Source organism: Rhizobium sp. AG207R (assembly GCF_027109195.1).
GTDB classification, from domain to species: Bacteria; Pseudomonadota; Alphaproteobacteria; order Rhizobiales; family Rhizobiaceae; genus Rhizobium; species Rhizobium dioscoreae.
The window spans coordinates 478965-495746 of the sequence record NZ_JAEPVT010000001.1 but is presented as its reverse complement, the minus strand read 5'-3'; the positions used below and the strand labels follow the sequence as shown (position 1 = coordinate 495746).

Below are 16782 nucleotides of genomic sequence, written 5' to 3'. Positions count from 1 at the left end.
CGGCAGACGATGCCGATCGCGTTGCAGCGAGCGCCAATGGATTTGCCTTTAATGGCTGGAAAGTGGTGCCGCCCTCCGCCGACTAGCGCAGGCGCTCAAAAAAGAGCGCCCACACTATCAATCGGCGGTATACGGCATCCCTCAACCCCTAACGTTCGAGTTCCTCAGTAATGTCGGCGCAGAAATCGACAAATGCGCGTACCTTGGCTGGCGGCTGCTTGCGTGATGGTTGGAAAGCAAAGAGCGGGAAACGCTCGCCATGCCAGTCGGGGAAGAGGTCGATCAGCGATCCTGTCGCCAATGCCTGCCCAACTCCCCAGCCGATTACCTGAGCAATGCCGGTTCCAGCAAGGCATTCATCGAGCATGGTCTTGGGGTCGGTGAACGTCAACGGTCCGCTCGTCGGAACATCGATTGTCTCGCCTCCCCGGATAAATTCCCATTCGAATGGCCTCCCGGCATAGGGATCGATAAACTGCAGACAGCGATGAACGGAGAGGTCGCGAGGATGCGCCGGACGGCCATGGCGCTCCAGATAGCGAGGCGACGCCACGGTCAGAATTGGTGCTTCTATTAGCTTTCGCGCAATCAGGCTGGCAAAGCGAGGCTGGCCGAACCGGATCGCAAGATCGATACCGTCTGCGACAAGATCTCCGACATGCTCTCTGGTCACGAACTCGATAGATAGATCCGGATAGCGTTCGCAGAATCCGCCAAGCCGGCCTGCGAGCACGAGCGGCAGGAAGAATGGATCGATATCCACTTTCAAGCGACCGCGCACCGCTGTCGCCGCGCCGGATACGACCACGGCGGCATCCTCGATCGCATTCAAGTGCGGCTTCACCTCTTCATAAAACCGCCGGCCCTCGTCGGTTAGCGTCACCGAGCGCGTCGTTCGATCGAGCAGGCGCACGCCGAGGCGTGTCTCAAGACGGCCAATGGCCCGGCTTACACCGGAATCGGTGATGCCGATCAGTTCAGCGCCTTTGACGAAGCTCCCACCTTCAACGACGGCCGCAAACACGCTCACCCCCGAGAGAATCCGTCCATCAAAAGACATGTGCCGACTCCTGACTTTTGGTCAGGAATCATCTGACATAAACGCACTTAATTCAAGATCATTCCAGAGCGATAACGGTCCCGTGCCTTAAACCTGAAAGGACCCAGTCGTGAGCAATCTCAACCATCCCCGCACGCTTTTCAAAGGCGGCACCATACTGACAATGGACAAGACGGTCGGCAATCTCGCCATCGGCGACCTGCTCGTGGAACACGGCAGAATAGCGGCCATCGGACAGAACATCGCCGTTACCGATGCAACGGTTATCGATGCTTCTGACAGCATCGTCATGCCAGGTCTGATCGACGCCCATCATCACATGTGGCTGGGCGCAATGCGCCGCATGATGCCCGATGTGCACGATCTCTTTGCCTATATCGATATGGTGGCGGAAACGCTGGGCTGCCATTATCGACCGCTGGATATGTATCTCAGCACCCGGCTTACGGCGCTTGCCTGTCTCGATGCCGGCATCACGACCGTCATCGACGCTTGCCATTCCTCCCGCAGCCCGGAACATACCGACGCAGCGCTCGACGCTCTCGATGGCAGCGGTATCCGCGCCCTGCACATGGTCGGTGCCGCCATGGACAAGAAGGCGTCTGCCGCCCACCTGCCAGGCGATCTGAAGCGGCTGGCGGAGAACTGGAACCAAGGCGATGGCCTTGTGCGTGTCGGCCTGTTCGGCCAGCTCAATCTCGATTGGTGGAAGGTCGCCCGCAGCCTGAATATGCGCATTCTGACCGAGTTCATCGGCGATCTAGCCAAGCTCGGCCCGGAATTTGCCGAAGAGGGCGTGCTCGGCCCGCACAACATCTTCAATCATTGCACCCGCATTCCGCGGGAGACGTGGCGCCTCTTTGCCAATGCCGGCGTGAACATTACCGTCAACCCGCGTTCCGATGCACTGTTCGGTTTCGATGACGAGAGTTTCGCGTATCAGCAAGCGATCGACCATGGCCTGACACCGGCTATCGGCATCGATCTCGACACGGCCTTCGGCAGCGACATGTTCGGCGAGATGCACGCCCTATTCCTGCAGCAGCGCTCGGCCATGCGTTACCGCAAATTCCGAGGCGAAGATAATGTGCCCTTGCCGATCACCGTCGAGCGCGTCCTTGAAGCGGCAACCGTGAACGGTGCACGCGCCGCGGGACTTGAGAGCGAGGTCGGTTCGCTGGCGCCCGGCAAGCAGGCCGATATCATCATGGTGCGTGCCGACGGGGTCGCCGTCATACCGGTCAACAACGTTGTCGGCACGATCGTCCAGGCCGTCGAGCACTCGGATGTCGATACGGTCATGGTCGCCGGCGAGATCCGCAAGCATGGCGGAAAGCTGGTCGGCACCGATCTCATCAAGCTGTCATCGGAGATCGCCGCGTCGCGCGATTACCTGCTGGAAAAGAGCGGCTATCGCCTGGACCGCCTCGGCGCACCCGCCCCCGAAGAAGCGGCCTGAATCGGTGCCGCCGCTTTTCAGCGACGCTGCTATCCCACAGATTTTTCAGAATGGAGGCTGTCATGTCAGCATCTCTCATCAATGAGACGACGGAAGCGAAAGCCGCTCCCGCATATCTTTCCCGCCCTGCCCCGGGGATCATCGCCGCGCTCTTTTGTGGCTATCTCGCGGTCGGACTCCCGCTTCCGGTTATTCCGCTCTTCATCCACGACAAGCTCGGTTTCAACAATCTGGTCGTCGGCCTGGTGATTGGTATCCAATTCCTCGCTACCGTGCTCAGTCGTGGCTATGCGGGACGCTTGACCGATCTCAAGGGCGGTCAGCGTTCCGCCCTGCAAGGTGCCGCAATCAGCATGACCGCAGGGCTGCTCTATCTGGCGGCGGCCATGCCTATTCTCTCGCCCGATGTCAGCCTTGCAATTCTTGCTGTCGGGCGGTTGATTGCCGGTCTCGGGGAGAGCCTCTTCGTCACCGGCTGTGTCTCCTGGTCGATCGCCTCGGTCGGACCACAGCGCGCAGGCATGTCGATGTCGTGGACCGGCATTGCCATGTTCGCGGCACTGGCCATCGGCGCGCCGGTCGGCATGGCTCTGTATCAGTCTTATGGCCTGGAGACCGCAATGATCGCCTGCATCCTTGCCCCGCTACTCGCAGTCGCTATCGCATTTCGTTCGACCTCTTATACGAGCCCGGCAGGCCCGCGTCTGCCCTTCCATAAGGTCATCGGCCAAATCTGGCGCGAAGGGGCCGGGCTGATGCTGCAAGGAGTGGGACTGTCGGGTCTTACCGCCTTCGCATCGCTCTACTTCGCAGCCCACCATTGGAACAATGCCGGCTTGGTCATGACGGCCTTCGGCATCGGCTTCATCTTCGTGCGCGTCGTATTCGGCTCGCTGCCCGACAGAATGAGCGGCTATAGCATCGCATTCTGGTCCTCGGTGATAGTTGCAGCCGGCCAGGCGCTGATCTGGGTGACGCCTAATGAATGGATGGCGCTTGCCGGCGCCCTGGTCACCGGCCTCGGTTGTGCGCTGATCTTTCCCGCTCTCGGCGTCGAAGCGCTGAAGCGAGTGCCTCCGGCCAATCGTGGCAGCGCCATGGGCGGCTTCGTGGCTTTTCTCGATATCGCCTACGGCATTTCCGGTCCGGTCGCTGGCATCATCGCCGGACAGTTCGGTTATGCGGCCGTCTACCTCTTTGGCGCCGCCTGCGCCCTCGCCGGTGCCGCACTTGTCCAGACCGCCCGCTCTTCGCAATCCTGACCATTATTCCACATTGCCTGTGAGACTTGCTCGCCGGCTATCAAAGGAGATTTTCATGTCCCGCATCTTCATTTCCGGCTCGTCGACCGGTCTCGGCCTCATGGTGGCTGAACGTCTAACCGAACAAGGCCACCGGGTCGTGCTTCATGCGCGCAATCCGGCTCGCGCCAATGATGCCCGCCGCGCTCTTCCGAAGGCGGAGGCTGTCGTGATCGGTGATCTCGAAACTATCGCCGGCGCAAGAAATGTCGCCGCCGAAGTCAACAGGCTCGGCCGGTTCGATGCGGTGATCCACAATGCCGCTGTCGGCTATCGCGAAGCTCATCGCCTCACCTCCGATGGGCTGCCGCATGTCTTCGCCATAAACACACTATCGGCCTACATTCTGACCGCACTCCTCGAACCACCGAAGCGACTGGTCTACCTGTCGTCCGGCATGCACCATCATGCAGATGCCAATCTCGATGATATTCTCTGGAAACGTCGCAGGTGGAACGGATCAGAGGCCTATGCCGAAAGCAAGCTGCACGACGCAATGCTCGCATTCGCGATCGCGCGACGTTGGAAGGACGTGTTCTCGAATTCGCTGGAGCCCGGATGGGTTCCGACCAAGATGGGCGGCCCTGGCGCACCTGACGACATGGCACAGGCCCATCTGACTCAAGCCTGGCTGGCAGCCGGCGACGACCCGAAGGCGGATCTCACGGGAGAATACTTCTATCATCTGAAGCGTCGGACCGCGAACCCGCAGGCTCATGATCCAGCGCTTCAAGACAGCCTCATCGCAATCTGCGAGGAGATCTCAGGCGTGACTTTGCCGAAATAATTCACCGTCGGTCCTTTAGATCTTTAAAAATCTATTGGAACTCGCACGGGAAGCATTCGGGACTCGAAAGAACACTAAGCCAGCATACTCTCCTTCGCCGTAATCTGTTCCGATCCGCCGAAACGACACGTCCAGAGAATTCCGGGCGTCACGCGTCTCTACCTTTCAAATTCACAAGCTTGATTATTGCCGTCTATAAGACGCCCCGCAGTGACGTTCCGGCAAGCGAGCGGTTTCCCCGAAGATCTTTTGCCGCAGTGAACCTTCCGCGTATGCAGTCTTATAGAGATCCCGATCCTGCAAGGCTGGCACTACAATATCAACGAAATCCTCAAAGCCCTCCGGCGCTACCGTACGGGTGAGGTTAAAGCCGTCGATCTCCCCCTCATCGATCCACGCGGAAAGCTCATCCGCGACCGTTGCGGCATCGCCGACAATGACCGGATACCGGCCGCCGATGGACAGTTCCCCTAGCAATTGCCGCTTGGTCCAGCCTCGTTGCTGCGCAGTTTGCGTTGCTGACTGGCTGGCGTTGGACGGTCCATAGACGATAGTCTCGTCGAGCTCGTAACGCGAAAAATCGATACCCGTGCTCGCCGAAAAATGCGCCAACCCGGCTTCAGGATTAGCATGGTAGAGGTAGTCCGTATATTTTTCCCGCGCCGCGGCGGCCGAGCGATCCGTTACGACAGTTATGCCGACAAGGATTTTCACGTCATCGGGCTTTCGGCCCACGGCAACAGCCGCCTGGCGCAGCGCCCGGCCAGCGGCGCGTGCTGCGCTCTTGTCGGCGGCTGCAATGAAGATGCATTCGGCATGACGGGCAGCAAATTGCCTGCCGCGGCCGGATGTACCCGCCTGATAAAGAACCGGTGTACGCTGTATGGACGGTTCGGCAAGATGATAGCCGCGCGAACGATAGAATTGCCCCTGATGATCTATCTGATGGACTTTTGATGGGTCGGCATAGATGCGCTTTTTCTTGTCCGCCAAAACCGCGTCGTCTTCCCAGCTTCCCTCCCAGAATTTGTACAGGAGTTCGAGATATTCGTCTGCGCGATCGTAGCGGGTATCGTGCTCGATCTGCATATCGAGCCCCAAGCCGCGCGCGGCACTGTCGAGATAGCCGGTTACGATATTCCAGCCAATGCGCCCATCGGTCAGATGATCGAGCGTCGACATGCGCCGCGCAAAAACATAGGGCGCATCCGTACTGGCATTGACCGTTACACCAAAGCCGAGATGTCGCGTCACGGCCGCCATGGCGGACACCAGCAACAAGGGATCATTGAGCGGCAATTGAATGGATTCCCGCAAGGTTAGATCGACCGAGTTCTGGTAGACGTCATAGACGCCGAGAATATCGGCCAGGAAAATGCCATCGAAAAGGCCGCGCTCCAGGGTTGCCGCAAGCGATGTCCAGTAGCTCAGCGTCTTATAGCGATCGGACTGATCTCGCGGATGCGTCCATAGCCCGTGATTGATGTGGCCAACGCAGTTCATGTTGAATGCGTTGAGCAGTATCTTTTTTCTTTGCGTGACCATCTCGTCCGTCGTTTCAGTTTCGATCGCGCCGTATTGTAGCGCTTGCCATCGACATAGCCGCCCTCCAGACGAGCTTCCGCTGCTCAATCACGATAACGTCTGCTTCAGACCGCTGGTGTCGGCTCGCCGAGCGATAGCATCAATCGGTTTGCCCAATTGAAGAAGGCAGCCCCATGGATCACGTCGGCGATTTGCAGATCATCCAGGCCTTCCTCGCGCAATCTGACGATCTCGTTGGCTCCAAATTGCGATGGCGTCGCGGTGAGCGCGGCTGAAGCCTCGACAACCGCATTCCAGCGACTGCCAAGATCAGCCTGAAGCCCATCATCCAGCAGACGCTGCACGTCATCCGTCCGCTTGGAATGATGGGCGGCGAAGCGAGAATGGACCGATGCGCAAAAAATACAGCCATTCACCCGCGATGCGGCCGTGGCGGCCAGTTCACGCTCAGCACGAGGAAGGCCGGCCGAGACATTGTAGAAGATATCCTTGTCCGTCTTGGTACGGGCCTGGAGAATGTCGGGATCGCGTACCAGCAGCATGAAATACGGCGACTTCGCGCGGGATGCATCCACAAGGCCTGCCCAGTGGCGCTCGGTCAAGTCCGCCTCATCAAGGGGCCGCAGCCAGGGTGTCCAGCCGATTTCAGCTTGAGTGAAGACATTTGGCCGGTCTGCGATTTCGGGATGAATTACGGTTTCGGTCATGAAAGGATTCCTTGTTCGTGCGATCAGGCTTGCGCGACACGTCCGACATCGGCTGGATTGGCAGCCAAGGCCCTCAAGCCTGTAACGACCCTGATCTGAAACGCGAGAAATGCGACCAGCTGTGACAAGGTAACGATGCCCGTGGTCGTCCAGCCGGCATCTAGTAGCTTCTGCAGCGCCGCGGCACTCGCATCCCTCGGACGGAAGACCAGAAGGTGGCTGTGTTCGAGCGCCGTGCTGAGCTTCAGGTCCAGAAGTTGCCGGCTTTCGCCCGATACCTCATAAACGAAGCCCGGCCGGTCCTCACGGGAAAGCGGGCCAGCCAGATAATGGCCGTAAGGTCCGGTTGTATCGCCGACCTCCAGCTCCGCGGAGATGATGGCGACGAGCTCCGGGCCGTGCGCCTCATCCCGCAACTTGGAAGAATAAAAATCAGCGATCTCCGGCGCCTTGTGGAGGCCAGCGACAAAGGCGGCGACGGCAAGGCGCTCCGCCGGGGTCACGCTTCCCCAATGCTCGGGCTCGAAAAGAGCTTCATAGCTCTTTTGAGCATTGAGGCGCGTCTCGGGCCGTTGTGCCCGAAGGCCGTCAAGATCGGACCCAGGATCTATTCCCGCGAGGAAATCGATGACGTCTCTGGTCTGCAAAGTCATGGTCGATGCCTTCTCTTCGGATACCGCTATTGGATTTGCGCCGCCAAGCGGCGCTCTTTTCCGGTTAGGTTCTGCCGCACCCAACCAAGCGCTGGGGCGACATGAGCAGCCGTCAGTTCCAGCGAGCGCAGGATATGTTCATGCGGCGGATCGACGGAATGCACTTGAAAGACCAGATCCGTGACCCGCGCCAATGCCGTGTCTGCCTGAAGTGACGCGATAACGTCGTCGGGGGTGCCGACGTGAACATCGAAGGCTCCAATCAAATCAGCCGTGGTTTCGCCCGGGATCACGAAGCCCGCCGCCTTGAAGTGTTCGACGATCCGCCTCAAGCCGATATCGGCGAAATGAAGGGCCTCTTTCCTGCTATCGGCGACAAAGAGGCTCCGGGAACCCAATATCCGCGGCTGACGCCCTGCCGGCAACGCAGACAGGTAGGCATCGATAATCGGGTTCTGCAGGTCCCAAAGCTTGGCGTGTGGCGTCTCAACCGGCCGCGGCTGTGTGCGCGACAACATCAGCCCGTCCCCATCGCGGCCGGCACGCAAGCCGCCGCCAACGGAAAATGTCGCCTGCCACACATGGTCGCGCAAATGCGGTGCCGCCGGATAGAGGCGGTTGCCGCCCGCAAGCTCTCCGCCCGCCCAGGCATCGCGCACGAGAGCAAGATGATTGCCATAGACCTCCGTGCGCTGGCTGCTTTCCAGGCCGAAGGGAAGGAAGGCCTGCGGGGTGCCGCCCGTTCCGAAGCCGACCTCCATCCGTCCGCCGAGCAGCTTGTCGAGCACGGCCGTATCTTCGGCGACCCGCACCGCGTTCTCCATCGGCAACGTGATGACACCCGTGCCCAAACGAATATGCGAGGTCTGCGGGGCCAGGGTGGCGAGAAACACCAATGGTGCAGGCAGGCCGCCTTCGTCTCCGTTGAAGTGATGCTGCGCCACCCAGGCCGTGTCGAAGCCATGTTTTTCGGCATGGAGGATCTGTTCGGCAACCAGCCTGTAGCGGGTTCCGGCATCCACCTGGTCCAGGACCCGGCTGAAGAAGCCCAGTCGCTTCGGTAATGTTGGCGTACTCATGGGATCATCCTGCATTGATAAGGACGGGCGCGGTCGCCCGCGGAAACTTCTTGCCTGGGACCGCATCGATCAGCTCGCGTGTGTACGGGCTGCTTGGATTGGAAAAGACGTCTTCGACGCGACCCGTCTCGACCAGCTGCCCGGCGTTCAGCACCGAGACAGTGTCCGCGATCTGTCGCACGACGGCGAGATCGTGGGAGACGAACAGATAGGTCAGCCCAAGCTCGCGCTGCAACTCGCCCAAGAGATCGAGGATCTGCGCCTGCACCGTTACGTCAAGCGCGGAGACAGCCTCGTCGAGCACCAGGATCCGCGGATCGAGCACCAGCGCACGGGCGATCGCGACGCGCTGGCGCTGCCCTCCCGAAAGCGAATGCGGCCGACGTTGCGATATGTCGGCTGGCAGTCTGACCTTGTCGAGAGTGGCCGCCACCTTCGCCAATCGCTCACGGCGGGGCAGCCGTTCGAAATTCAGCAACGGCTCCTCCACGATCCCCGTAATTGTCTGGCGTGGGTCGAGCGAACCATAGGGATTTTGATAGACGAGCTGGATCTTCTTGCGCAGCTGCCTCAGCGCTTCACCGCGCAACGAAGCCAGGTCGAGCCCGTCGATCAGTACCTGACCCGAAGTCGGCTTCTGAAACGCGGAAACGATCCTTATCGTCGTCGTCTTGCCGGAGCCGGATTCACCGACGATTGCATGGGTGCTGCCGCGGCGAACGCGAAAAGAGACATCATCGACCGCCCGGAAACTGCCGCCGCGACCAGCACCAAAATCCTGCACCAGCCGATCGACCACGACGATGTCGTCGGCCGCCACGACAGATGCGACCGGGTGTGCCGGCGCGGCCTTCGGCCGCGCATTCAATGATGGCGCATCGGCAAGCAGACGGCGCGTATAATTGCTTCGCGGGTTTGCGAGAATATCGGCCGTGCGCCCCTGTTCCTGGATGCGGCCGTGCTGCAGGACGATCAGCCTGTCGGTTCGATCGGCGGCGATCCCGAGATCATGGGTCACCAAGAGGACCGCCGTGCCATATTCCCGTCTCAGATCGTCGATCAGATCGAGAATGTGCCTCTGCACCGTCACATCCAGGGCACTGGTGGGTTCGTCGGCGATGATCAGCGAAGGTTTCAGCGCGATGGCAATGGCGATCAACACGCGCTGACGCATGCCGCCGGAGAGCTCATGGGGATACTGCCTGGCGCGCAATTGAGGCTGGCTGAGGCCGACACGTTCCAGCAATTCGATCGCTTGAACGCGAGCAGCCGCTCCAGACGCCCGGCCATGCACCGTCAGGATTTCGGCGACCTGTTCGCCGATCGTCCTCACTGGATTGAGCGAATTGCCCGGATCCTGCGGCACGAGGCTGATGATGGAACCACGAATGCCATCCAGCCGCCTTTGCGGCCAGCCGGCAATATCCTGGCCGTTCAGGCGGATGGTTCCCTGCTGGAGAATGCCGCCTTCGGGCAGAAGGCCGATCAACGCCTGTGCGGTGGAGCTCTTGCCTGAACCGGATTCGCCGACGAGGGCGACCACTTCGCCGGCGCGAACCTCAAAGCCAATATCGTGAACGACCGTGCGCTGGCCGCTCTTGTCGCGATAGGCGACCCTGAGGCCCGCCACATCGAGGATCGGCGCACCCTCTTCCTTAGTGGTTTCAATGATCGGAGCCGTCATTTCCCGATGCTCCCGATTGCCCGGCTGATGCGATTGATGGAAATAACGACCAGGACGACGACAAGACCGGGTGCGGCCGTCAGCCACCAGGCGGTTGCGATATAATTGCGTCCTTCGGCGATCAGCAGGCCCCATTCCGGTGTCGGTGGCGGCGCGCCATAGCCCAGAAAGCCGAGCGTCGCGAGCTGCAGGATCGCCCAGCCGGCCTGAAGCGCAGCAAAGGCGATCACCGAGGTCAGCGAATTCGGCAGGATATGGCGCCAGAGCACCTTGAGGAATGTCCCGCCGCTGCCGAAGGCGGCTTCGACATATTCGCTTCGGCGCACCGTCACGACTTCGGAGCGAACCAATCTGGCAAACTTGGCGATCAGCGTGCAGCCGACCGCGATCGCGGCGTTGACGGTGCCGAAACCGAGCAGGACGATGATGCTGAGCGACAAGAGAAGATCCGGTATCGACAGCATGACATCGACCAGCCTCATGATGACCGTCTCGATCCTGCCGCCAAATGATCCGGCAAGGACGCCGAGCGTCGTGCCGGCTACAAGCGCGATGCCAACGGCCGCGAGCGCGCCCGATAGCGAGTGAATCGCGCCATAGACGATGCGGGCATAGAGATCCCGCCCGAGCGAATCCGTCCCCAGGAGATGGGTGGCGCTGGGCGGTCGTAGATGTTGCCCAGGTAGGCCTTGGACAGGGTCGTAGATCGTAAAGAGACTAGGGACGAGTGCCCAAAGGACGGCCAGCGCGAGAATGAGGCAGGCAAGGAAGAGACCAGGCCGGATGCGCGAAAAACGCCTGCCAGCTCCGGCGTTCTCACGAACATCGGTCTTGAGCGTCACGGGCGATATACTGATGTTCCGGTCGGACGAATCGAGGTCTGGATGATGTCGGGCGGTTTCGATCGTTGCCATCACACAGCTCCCAGCTTGGTTTTCAGACGCGGATCGAGCACGGGATAGAGAAGATCGACCACAAGGTTGATGACGACGAAAGCGGTCGCGGCGATGACGACGATCGCTTGAAGAACGGCGACATCCTGACTGTCCACGGCCTGTTTCGTCAGCCCGCCGATACCATTGAGGCCAAACACCGTTTCGGTGATGACCGCGCTGGCGATCAGCTCCCCGAACAGCAATCCGGCAACGGTCAGAACCGGCAGGAGCGTATTCTTGGCGACGTGTCGCCATAGGACCTTGGCATGCGTAAGTCCCTTGGCCCGAGCCACGGGCACGAAAGGCTTCGTCAGGACTTCGTCGATGTTCTTCAGCAATATCTGCGCGAGCGGCGCCGAAATCGGCACCGCGACCGTCAGGATAGGCAGGAAAAGACCCTCCCAGGGTCCGGGATTGATGACCGGCACGAGGCGAAGCCGGAAGGAGAATATCTGAATGAGCATGATGCCGAGCCAAAAAGTCGGCACCGATATGAACAGCGACGGAATGGACTGGATCAGGCCACGCAGCCAGGCAAAGCCGGAGAGATTGCAGGCAATCGCGATCAGAACGGCAAGAAGCGTCGCACCCGCAAAACCCAAACCTGCCAGCAATAGCGATGGCGGCAGGTTGGTGGCAAGCAGCGAGCTCACCGGAACGCCTGCCTGCAGTGAATAGCCGAAATCCCCCGTCAAAAAATTCCAGACTGCGTGGGCATATTGATGCAGGAAGGATCCGTCGGCGCCATAAGCCGCCCTGATATCGGCAAGCTGTTCGGGGCTTAGTCCGTAATCCGGGTTCTGGAACTTGATCAGCACCGCGTCGCCAGGCAGCGACTGCAGCAAAACGAACGAAACGGTGAAGGCCGCCCATAAGACGAACAGCGCCTGCCCGAACCTCGATAATATGTATCTTGCCATGCCACTACCATGTCTTCGCATGAAGGAAGGCCCGGCACCACGCCGGGCCAGCCCCTTTTCATCAATGTTCAGCGAGCCAGGTGCTGTAGAAGGACGGACGTCCCACGGCCTCGAATGCAACCCCCTTCACGTAAGGCGCGCCAGCGAAGACCTGCGGCTCCTCGAAGAAGGGGATGACATAGGCCTGATCGAGCAGATATTCCTGCGCGGCCTTGGCCGCCGCCAATCGCTTGTCGCGATCCGTCTCGGAGGCGACGGTTTCCAGGGTGCCGTTCAGCTTGTCATCCGAGAAGGTCGCCTTGGGATTGAGGCCGCCCTTTTGCAGCAGGGCATCGCGATTCTTGGGATAGAACTGGCTCTTGATGACATCGGGATCGGCGCGGCCGACCTCGGCGACGACCAGCGGCGTCCTTGCTGGATCGACATTGTCGGTCACCAGATTCCCCGAGGTTCCGGCAAGAACCTGCAGCTTGACACCGAGCTTGGCCCATTGCTGCGCGACGAGCTGCAGCACGGCCTTGTTCTGCGGCTGGGGCAAGGATTCATAGACGGCAAGCGAAAGTGGCTTGCCATCCTTCTCGCGAACACCGCTCGCGCGCTTCTTCCAGCCTGCCTCATCCAGAAGCTTTTCAGCAAGAGCCGGATCGTAGGTCAGCTTCGACGACAAATCCGTGTAGCCGGCCGCGGCCGACGAAATGACCGATTTCGCCTGCGGATAATTTGCCGAAAACAGCGTATCGACGATTTCCTTGTTGTTGGTCGCATGCAGGAGCGCCTGGCGAACCCTAATATCGGCGACGAGCGGATTGTCCGGACGGAAGGCGACGCTGTCGTTCACGCCGCGGGTCGGCGCCGCATAGATCGCGAAACCCTGATCGGACACCTGCTTCTCGTCATAGGCCTGCAGCTGACGGATGAAATCGGCCTGGCCGGAAAGCAATGCGCCGATGCGCACGCTGTCCTCGCCGGTGATGATGTACTTGATCCCGTCCAGATAGGCCCGGCCCTGATGCGCCAACTTGTTTGGACCCCAGTTATAGTCTGTCCGCGCTTTCAGCGAGAGCTGCTTGCCGAGCGTCTCGCTTTCGACGACAAAGGGGCCGGACCCGATGATCTTCGTCGCATCGCCGAGCTGGTCGAAAGGCAATGCCAGCGTCTTTAGGGAAACCAAGCCCGATCCGATCACGGCGGTTCCCTGCAGGAAACCCGGAGACGGCTTCTTGAAGTAGAACTTGACCGTATAGGGATCGACGACTTCGCTATGATCGTAGTTGTTGATGACCTCGGAAACCGGCTGCTTCAGCTCCTTGTTGCCAAGGCCGAACGTATCATAATTCTTCGCCACGGCATTGGCGTCGAGCGGAGAACCGTCGGAAAATGTCACGCCCTTGCGGATCTTGAACGTATATTCCGTCGCCTTGTCGTTGACTGTCCAGGATTCGGCGATCCACGGCTCGATATCGAGCGTCTTCGGGTTCTGATAGGTGAGCTTGTCGGTGATCTGGTTGAGAATGCCACCATTCGGATAGAAGCCGCCCGCCGGCGGGTAAAGGTTCGTATGCGCCTGCTGTTCAAGATAAATCAGCGTGCCGCCCTTGACCGGCTGGTCATCGGCGAATGCCGACGGCGCCACCAATAGCCACACGCTTAGTAAACTTGCCGCCTTGAATTTGGCTTTGATGCCCATTGTGTAAGCCTCTGTATGAAAACGCGCATCAAACTACGGCAAACACCAAGCTATCTATAGAATTAATATTCTAATTTGGTCGCAAGTCAGGAAACGAACGCGCGGGTATATCACGAGGTTGAATAGGCGATGGCTCCTTGATGGGGTTGGCATCCGCTTGAAGCGAGCGGCGCGATATTCGGACGTTTGGAAACAATTTCGCAATCTCCAATGCACGTTCCTCAATACCCTTCAACCTCTTCTACTAGAATTGTTTTCCCCTATCGCCCGACTATTTGGCACCGCCGCGAATAGCTCACCGCATCTTTTACATATATAATCCACTAAATTAATGGACTAATCGAACTTAGAACGCCGCCGATCGTTCGTTCGGAAGAATCCATTTCAAGGGGTGATGAAAATGACCAGACAGGTGATTGAATATGCCGGCATTCCGGTGGGCATCGTCGTTCCGGACAAGGGCGCGCTAAGGTTCATCGCGGTCAAGTTTCACGTCTATGACCTTGACGGCCAACATTTTGCCGCCGCCTCCGACGTGCTGCGAGCAATCCACAAGTTGGTATCCACAACGTCTGGCAATCTCAACCGAGCCGCGTAAAGGAGGCATATCATGAGCAGGCTGCGTCGTTTCTTTCGCCTCTCGGCACAACGCGACGAGATCGAGACAAGGCTGCTGGCGCAAGAATATCGGGCGCTCATTCTCGATGATCTTGTCGATGACGGTACTAGCCATGAGCTGCAATCGAAATCCGTCGAACTATCTCATGAGATCGGTTCGCATCGACGTCAGCCTTACCGTGGATAGCCAATCCTGTTCGACGCATTTCAGCAGCCGCTCCCGTTCGGCCCGCGAACACGGTTGCTGATGTGATCACCAAAGCCGCGGCATGCCGAATGCGGCGCAAAGACCGCAATTTAACATACCTCTATGTCGGGAGCCCTCAATGGCTGTTACTGCCCAACCCCTCATCCTCGATCACGCCGTCATTGGCGTCCTTGATCGGCTGGACGAGGCCGCTGCGATCTATCGCAAACTCGGCTTCGCGCTGACGCCACGAGGTTACCATACCCTGGGCTCCATCAATCATCTTGCCGTGTTCGGCGAGAACTATCTGGAGCTACTCGGATTTCCGCCTGACAGTGATGACAAACGCACCGATCTCTGGTCTTATCCGATCGGTTTGAACGGACTTGCCTTTCGAACCACGGACGCAGCCAGCCTGCAACGCGAATTGGGCGATGCCGGCAAATCCGTCACCGAATGGCGGGACTTCTCGCGCCCTGTCAACGTGGGAGGCATAGAGAAGTCAGCCAGTTTCCGCACCTTCCAGATCGGCAAGGAGGCGATCTCCAATGGCCGCTTCTTTTTCTGCCAGCACAATACGCCGGAGCTGGTGTGGCAGCAGAGAGATCAGAGCCACCCCAACGGTGTTCTCGATATCGTCGATGTCTTCATCGTCAGCCGCGCTCCCGAAGCGCTAACCGAACTGCTAGGCGGATTTGCCGATACCGCCGCGCCTGAAATCAGCAGGGACGGCATTGTAATTCACGCCGGCATCGTCACACTTCATATCCTGTCCGAGGTTGACGCCGCCTCCCGGTTCGGCTCCGCCATTCCGGCAAGCTTTGACGGTAACGAAAGAAAAGTGGCGCTCGGACTGAAGGTACGATCGGTTGAAGCAACCGCAGATGTGCTGGCGCAAGGAGGCTTTTCGCCTCGCGCCTTCGAGGGCGGCCTGCTTGTTGATGCCGATGCCGCCAATGGAGTCGCACTATGGTTCAAGGAATGAGTTGGAAGACCGACGCTCACACACGGTGATACGACACGAACTTCGGACGGCTGCAACTGAGATTACGAAATCCTGCATCGCGTCCGGAAGCAGAACTTGAGATAAGGAATTCCACATGGCCAATCAGCCCGTCACCACCCGCATCGTGCTTGCCTCCCGTCCCGTTGGAAAACCGGTCGCGGCGAACTTCCGGCTTGAACGGGAAACCTTGCGGGATCTCGACGAAGGCGAGGTTCTTCTGCAGATCCTTTATCTTTCCCTCGACCCCTATATGCGAGGCCGGATGGACGACGCGAAATCCTATGCCACGCCGGTCGAGATTGGCGGCGTGATGGAAGGAGGAACCGTTGCGCGCGTGGTCAAATCACGCAATACGGAGTTCACGCCGGGAGACATCGTCCTCTCCCATTCCGGCTGGCAGAGCCATGCGATCTCAAACGGCGCGGGATTACGCAGGCTTGACCCGAATGCGGCGCCGATCTCGACGGCACTCGGCATTCTCGGAATGCCGGGCTTCACCGCCTATGCGGGGCTGCGCAATATCGGGCGGCCCAAGGCGGGAGAGACATTGGTCGTGGCCGCCGCCAGCGGCGCGGTCGGCTCGGCCGTCGGGCAGATCAGCAAGATCTTTGGTGCGCGAGTAGTTGGTATTGCAGGCGGCCCGGACAAATGCCGTTATATCCGCGACGAACTCGGCTTCGATGCCGCGATCGATCACCGGGCCGACGATTTTCAAGCCCGGCTCGCGTCTGCTTGCCGGAACGGCATCGACATTTATTTCGAAAATGTCGGCGGACATGTCTGGAACGCGGTGTTTCCATTGCTGAACGATTTCGCGCGCGTTCCGGTCTGCGGACTGATCGCGCATTACAACGAAGACCCGTCCACTTCGCGTGGATCGGACCAATTGCCTGCTGTAATGCGCGCCATCCTGAGAAAGAGCCTGACCATCCGGGGTTTCATACAACGCGAATTTGCCGATCAACGCCCCGATTTCTATCGAGAAGCCGGAAAATGGATTGCCGAGGGGCGCCTCAAATATAAGGAGGACATCGTGGATGGGCTCGAAAACGCTCCGGAAGCTTTTCTCGGGCTGCTGGAAGGACGGAACTTCGGTAAGCTGATCGTGCGTGTCGCACAGAGCTGACCGCCAGCTCTCAAGTCGGCGGATATCG

The 16782-nt window shown here is 59.4% G+C and carries 16 protein-coding genes; 7 read left to right on the top strand and 9 right to left on the bottom strand.

All coding sequences use genetic code 11. The annotated features are described in order from the left end of the window. Positions 1–148 precede the first annotated feature (148 nt). Positions 149–1060, bottom strand: coding sequence for a LysR family transcriptional regulator (locus JJQ51_RS02090; protein ID WP_269244216.1), 912 nt, complete (start codon positions 1058–1060; stop codon positions 149–151). 109 nt (positions 1061–1169) lie between these two features. Here JJQ51_RS02090 and JJQ51_RS02085 point away from each other — a divergent pair, with 109 nt between their 5' ends. The 3 genes from JJQ51_RS02085 to JJQ51_RS02075 all read left to right on the top strand — a co-directional run bounded on the left by JJQ51_RS02085 (position 1170) and on the right by JJQ51_RS02075 (position 4607). Then, positions 1170–2519, top strand: coding sequence for an amidohydrolase family protein (locus tag JJQ51_RS02085; RefSeq protein ID WP_269244215.1), 1350 nt, complete (start codon positions 1170–1172; stop codon positions 2517–2519). A gap of 62 nt (positions 2520–2581) precedes the next feature. Further along, complete coding sequence (locus tag JJQ51_RS02080) at positions 2582–3781, top strand: arabinose transporter (protein WP_186449569.1); 1200 nt, start codon at positions 2582–2584, stop codon at positions 3779–3781. 55 nt (positions 3782–3836) lie between these two features. Beyond that, a complete protein-coding gene (locus JJQ51_RS02075; protein WP_269244214.1) occupies positions 3837–4607 on the top strand; it encodes an SDR family NAD(P)-dependent oxidoreductase in 771 nt (256 codons plus the stop codon). A gap of 183 nt (positions 4608–4790) precedes the next feature. On the opposite strand, the gene JJQ51_RS02070 is transcribed toward JJQ51_RS02075, so the two are convergent. The 8 genes from JJQ51_RS02070 to JJQ51_RS02035 form a co-directional block, all read right to left on the bottom strand. Further along, positions 4791–6152: an LLM class flavin-dependent oxidoreductase gene (locus JJQ51_RS02070; RefSeq protein ID WP_269244213.1), complete on the bottom strand. Its 1362-nt coding sequence runs from the start codon at positions 6150–6152 to the stop codon at positions 4791–4793. Between the two features lie 104 nt (positions 6153–6256). Continuing rightward, positions 6257–6859, bottom strand: coding sequence for an alkylhydroperoxidase domain protein (locus JJQ51_RS02065; protein WP_269244212.1), 603 nt, complete (start codon positions 6857–6859; stop codon positions 6257–6259). 23 nt (positions 6860–6882) lie between these two features. Next, positions 6883–7512, bottom strand: coding sequence for a CMD domain protein (locus JJQ51_RS02060; RefSeq protein WP_113352987.1), 630 nt, complete (start codon positions 7510–7512; stop codon positions 6883–6885). A gap of 26 nt (positions 7513–7538) precedes the next feature. Further along, positions 7539–8591, bottom strand: coding sequence for a putative FMN-dependent luciferase-like monooxygenase (locus JJQ51_RS02055; RefSeq protein ID WP_113352986.1), 1053 nt, complete (start codon positions 8589–8591; stop codon positions 7539–7541). Between the two features lie 4 nt (positions 8592–8595). Then, entirely contained in the window at positions 8596–10275 is a 1680-nt protein-coding gene (locus JJQ51_RS02050; protein WP_269244211.1) for a dipeptide ABC transporter ATP-binding protein, read from the bottom strand. Next, the gene (locus JJQ51_RS02045) at positions 10272–11189 is read right to left on the bottom strand and encodes an ABC transporter permease (protein WP_113352984.1); all 918 of its coding nucleotides are present in this window, start codon (positions 11187–11189) and stop codon (positions 10272–10274) included. Before JJQ51_RS02045 ends, JJQ51_RS02050 begins: the two co-directional genes overlap by 4 nt. Then, positions 11189–12130, bottom strand: coding sequence for an ABC transporter permease (locus JJQ51_RS02040; RefSeq protein ID WP_269244210.1), 942 nt, complete (start codon positions 12128–12130; stop codon positions 11189–11191). Before JJQ51_RS02040 ends, JJQ51_RS02045 begins: the two co-directional genes overlap by 1 nt. Positions 12131–12191: 61 nt before the next feature. After that, entirely contained in the window at positions 12192–13817 is a 1626-nt protein-coding gene (locus tag JJQ51_RS02035; RefSeq protein ID WP_269244209.1) for a TIGR04028 family ABC transporter substrate-binding protein, read from the bottom strand. A 400-nt stretch (positions 13818–14217) separates the two neighbouring features. Between JJQ51_RS02035 and JJQ51_RS02030 the strand changes: the two genes are divergently transcribed. The 4 genes from JJQ51_RS02030 to JJQ51_RS02015 all read left to right on the top strand — a co-directional run bounded on the left by JJQ51_RS02030 (position 14218) and on the right by JJQ51_RS02015 (position 16754). Beyond that, the gene (locus JJQ51_RS02030; RefSeq protein ID WP_113331329.1) at positions 14218–14415 is read left to right on the top strand and encodes a hypothetical protein; all 198 of its coding nucleotides are present in this window, start codon (positions 14218–14220) and stop codon (positions 14413–14415) included. Positions 14416–14427: 12 nt separating this feature from the next. Further along, complete coding sequence (locus JJQ51_RS02025) at positions 14428–14622, top strand: hypothetical protein (RefSeq protein WP_113331247.1); 195 nt, start codon at positions 14428–14430, stop codon at positions 14620–14622. A 139-nt stretch (positions 14623–14761) separates the two neighbouring features. Continuing rightward, complete coding sequence (locus tag JJQ51_RS02020) at positions 14762–15607, top strand: VOC family protein (RefSeq protein ID WP_113331248.1); 846 nt, start codon at positions 14762–14764, stop codon at positions 15605–15607. Between the two features lie 115 nt (positions 15608–15722). Then, entirely contained in the window at positions 15723–16754 is a 1032-nt protein-coding gene (locus tag JJQ51_RS02015) for an NADP-dependent oxidoreductase (RefSeq protein WP_113331249.1), read from the top strand. The last annotated feature ends 28 nt before the right edge of the window (positions 16755–16782 follow it).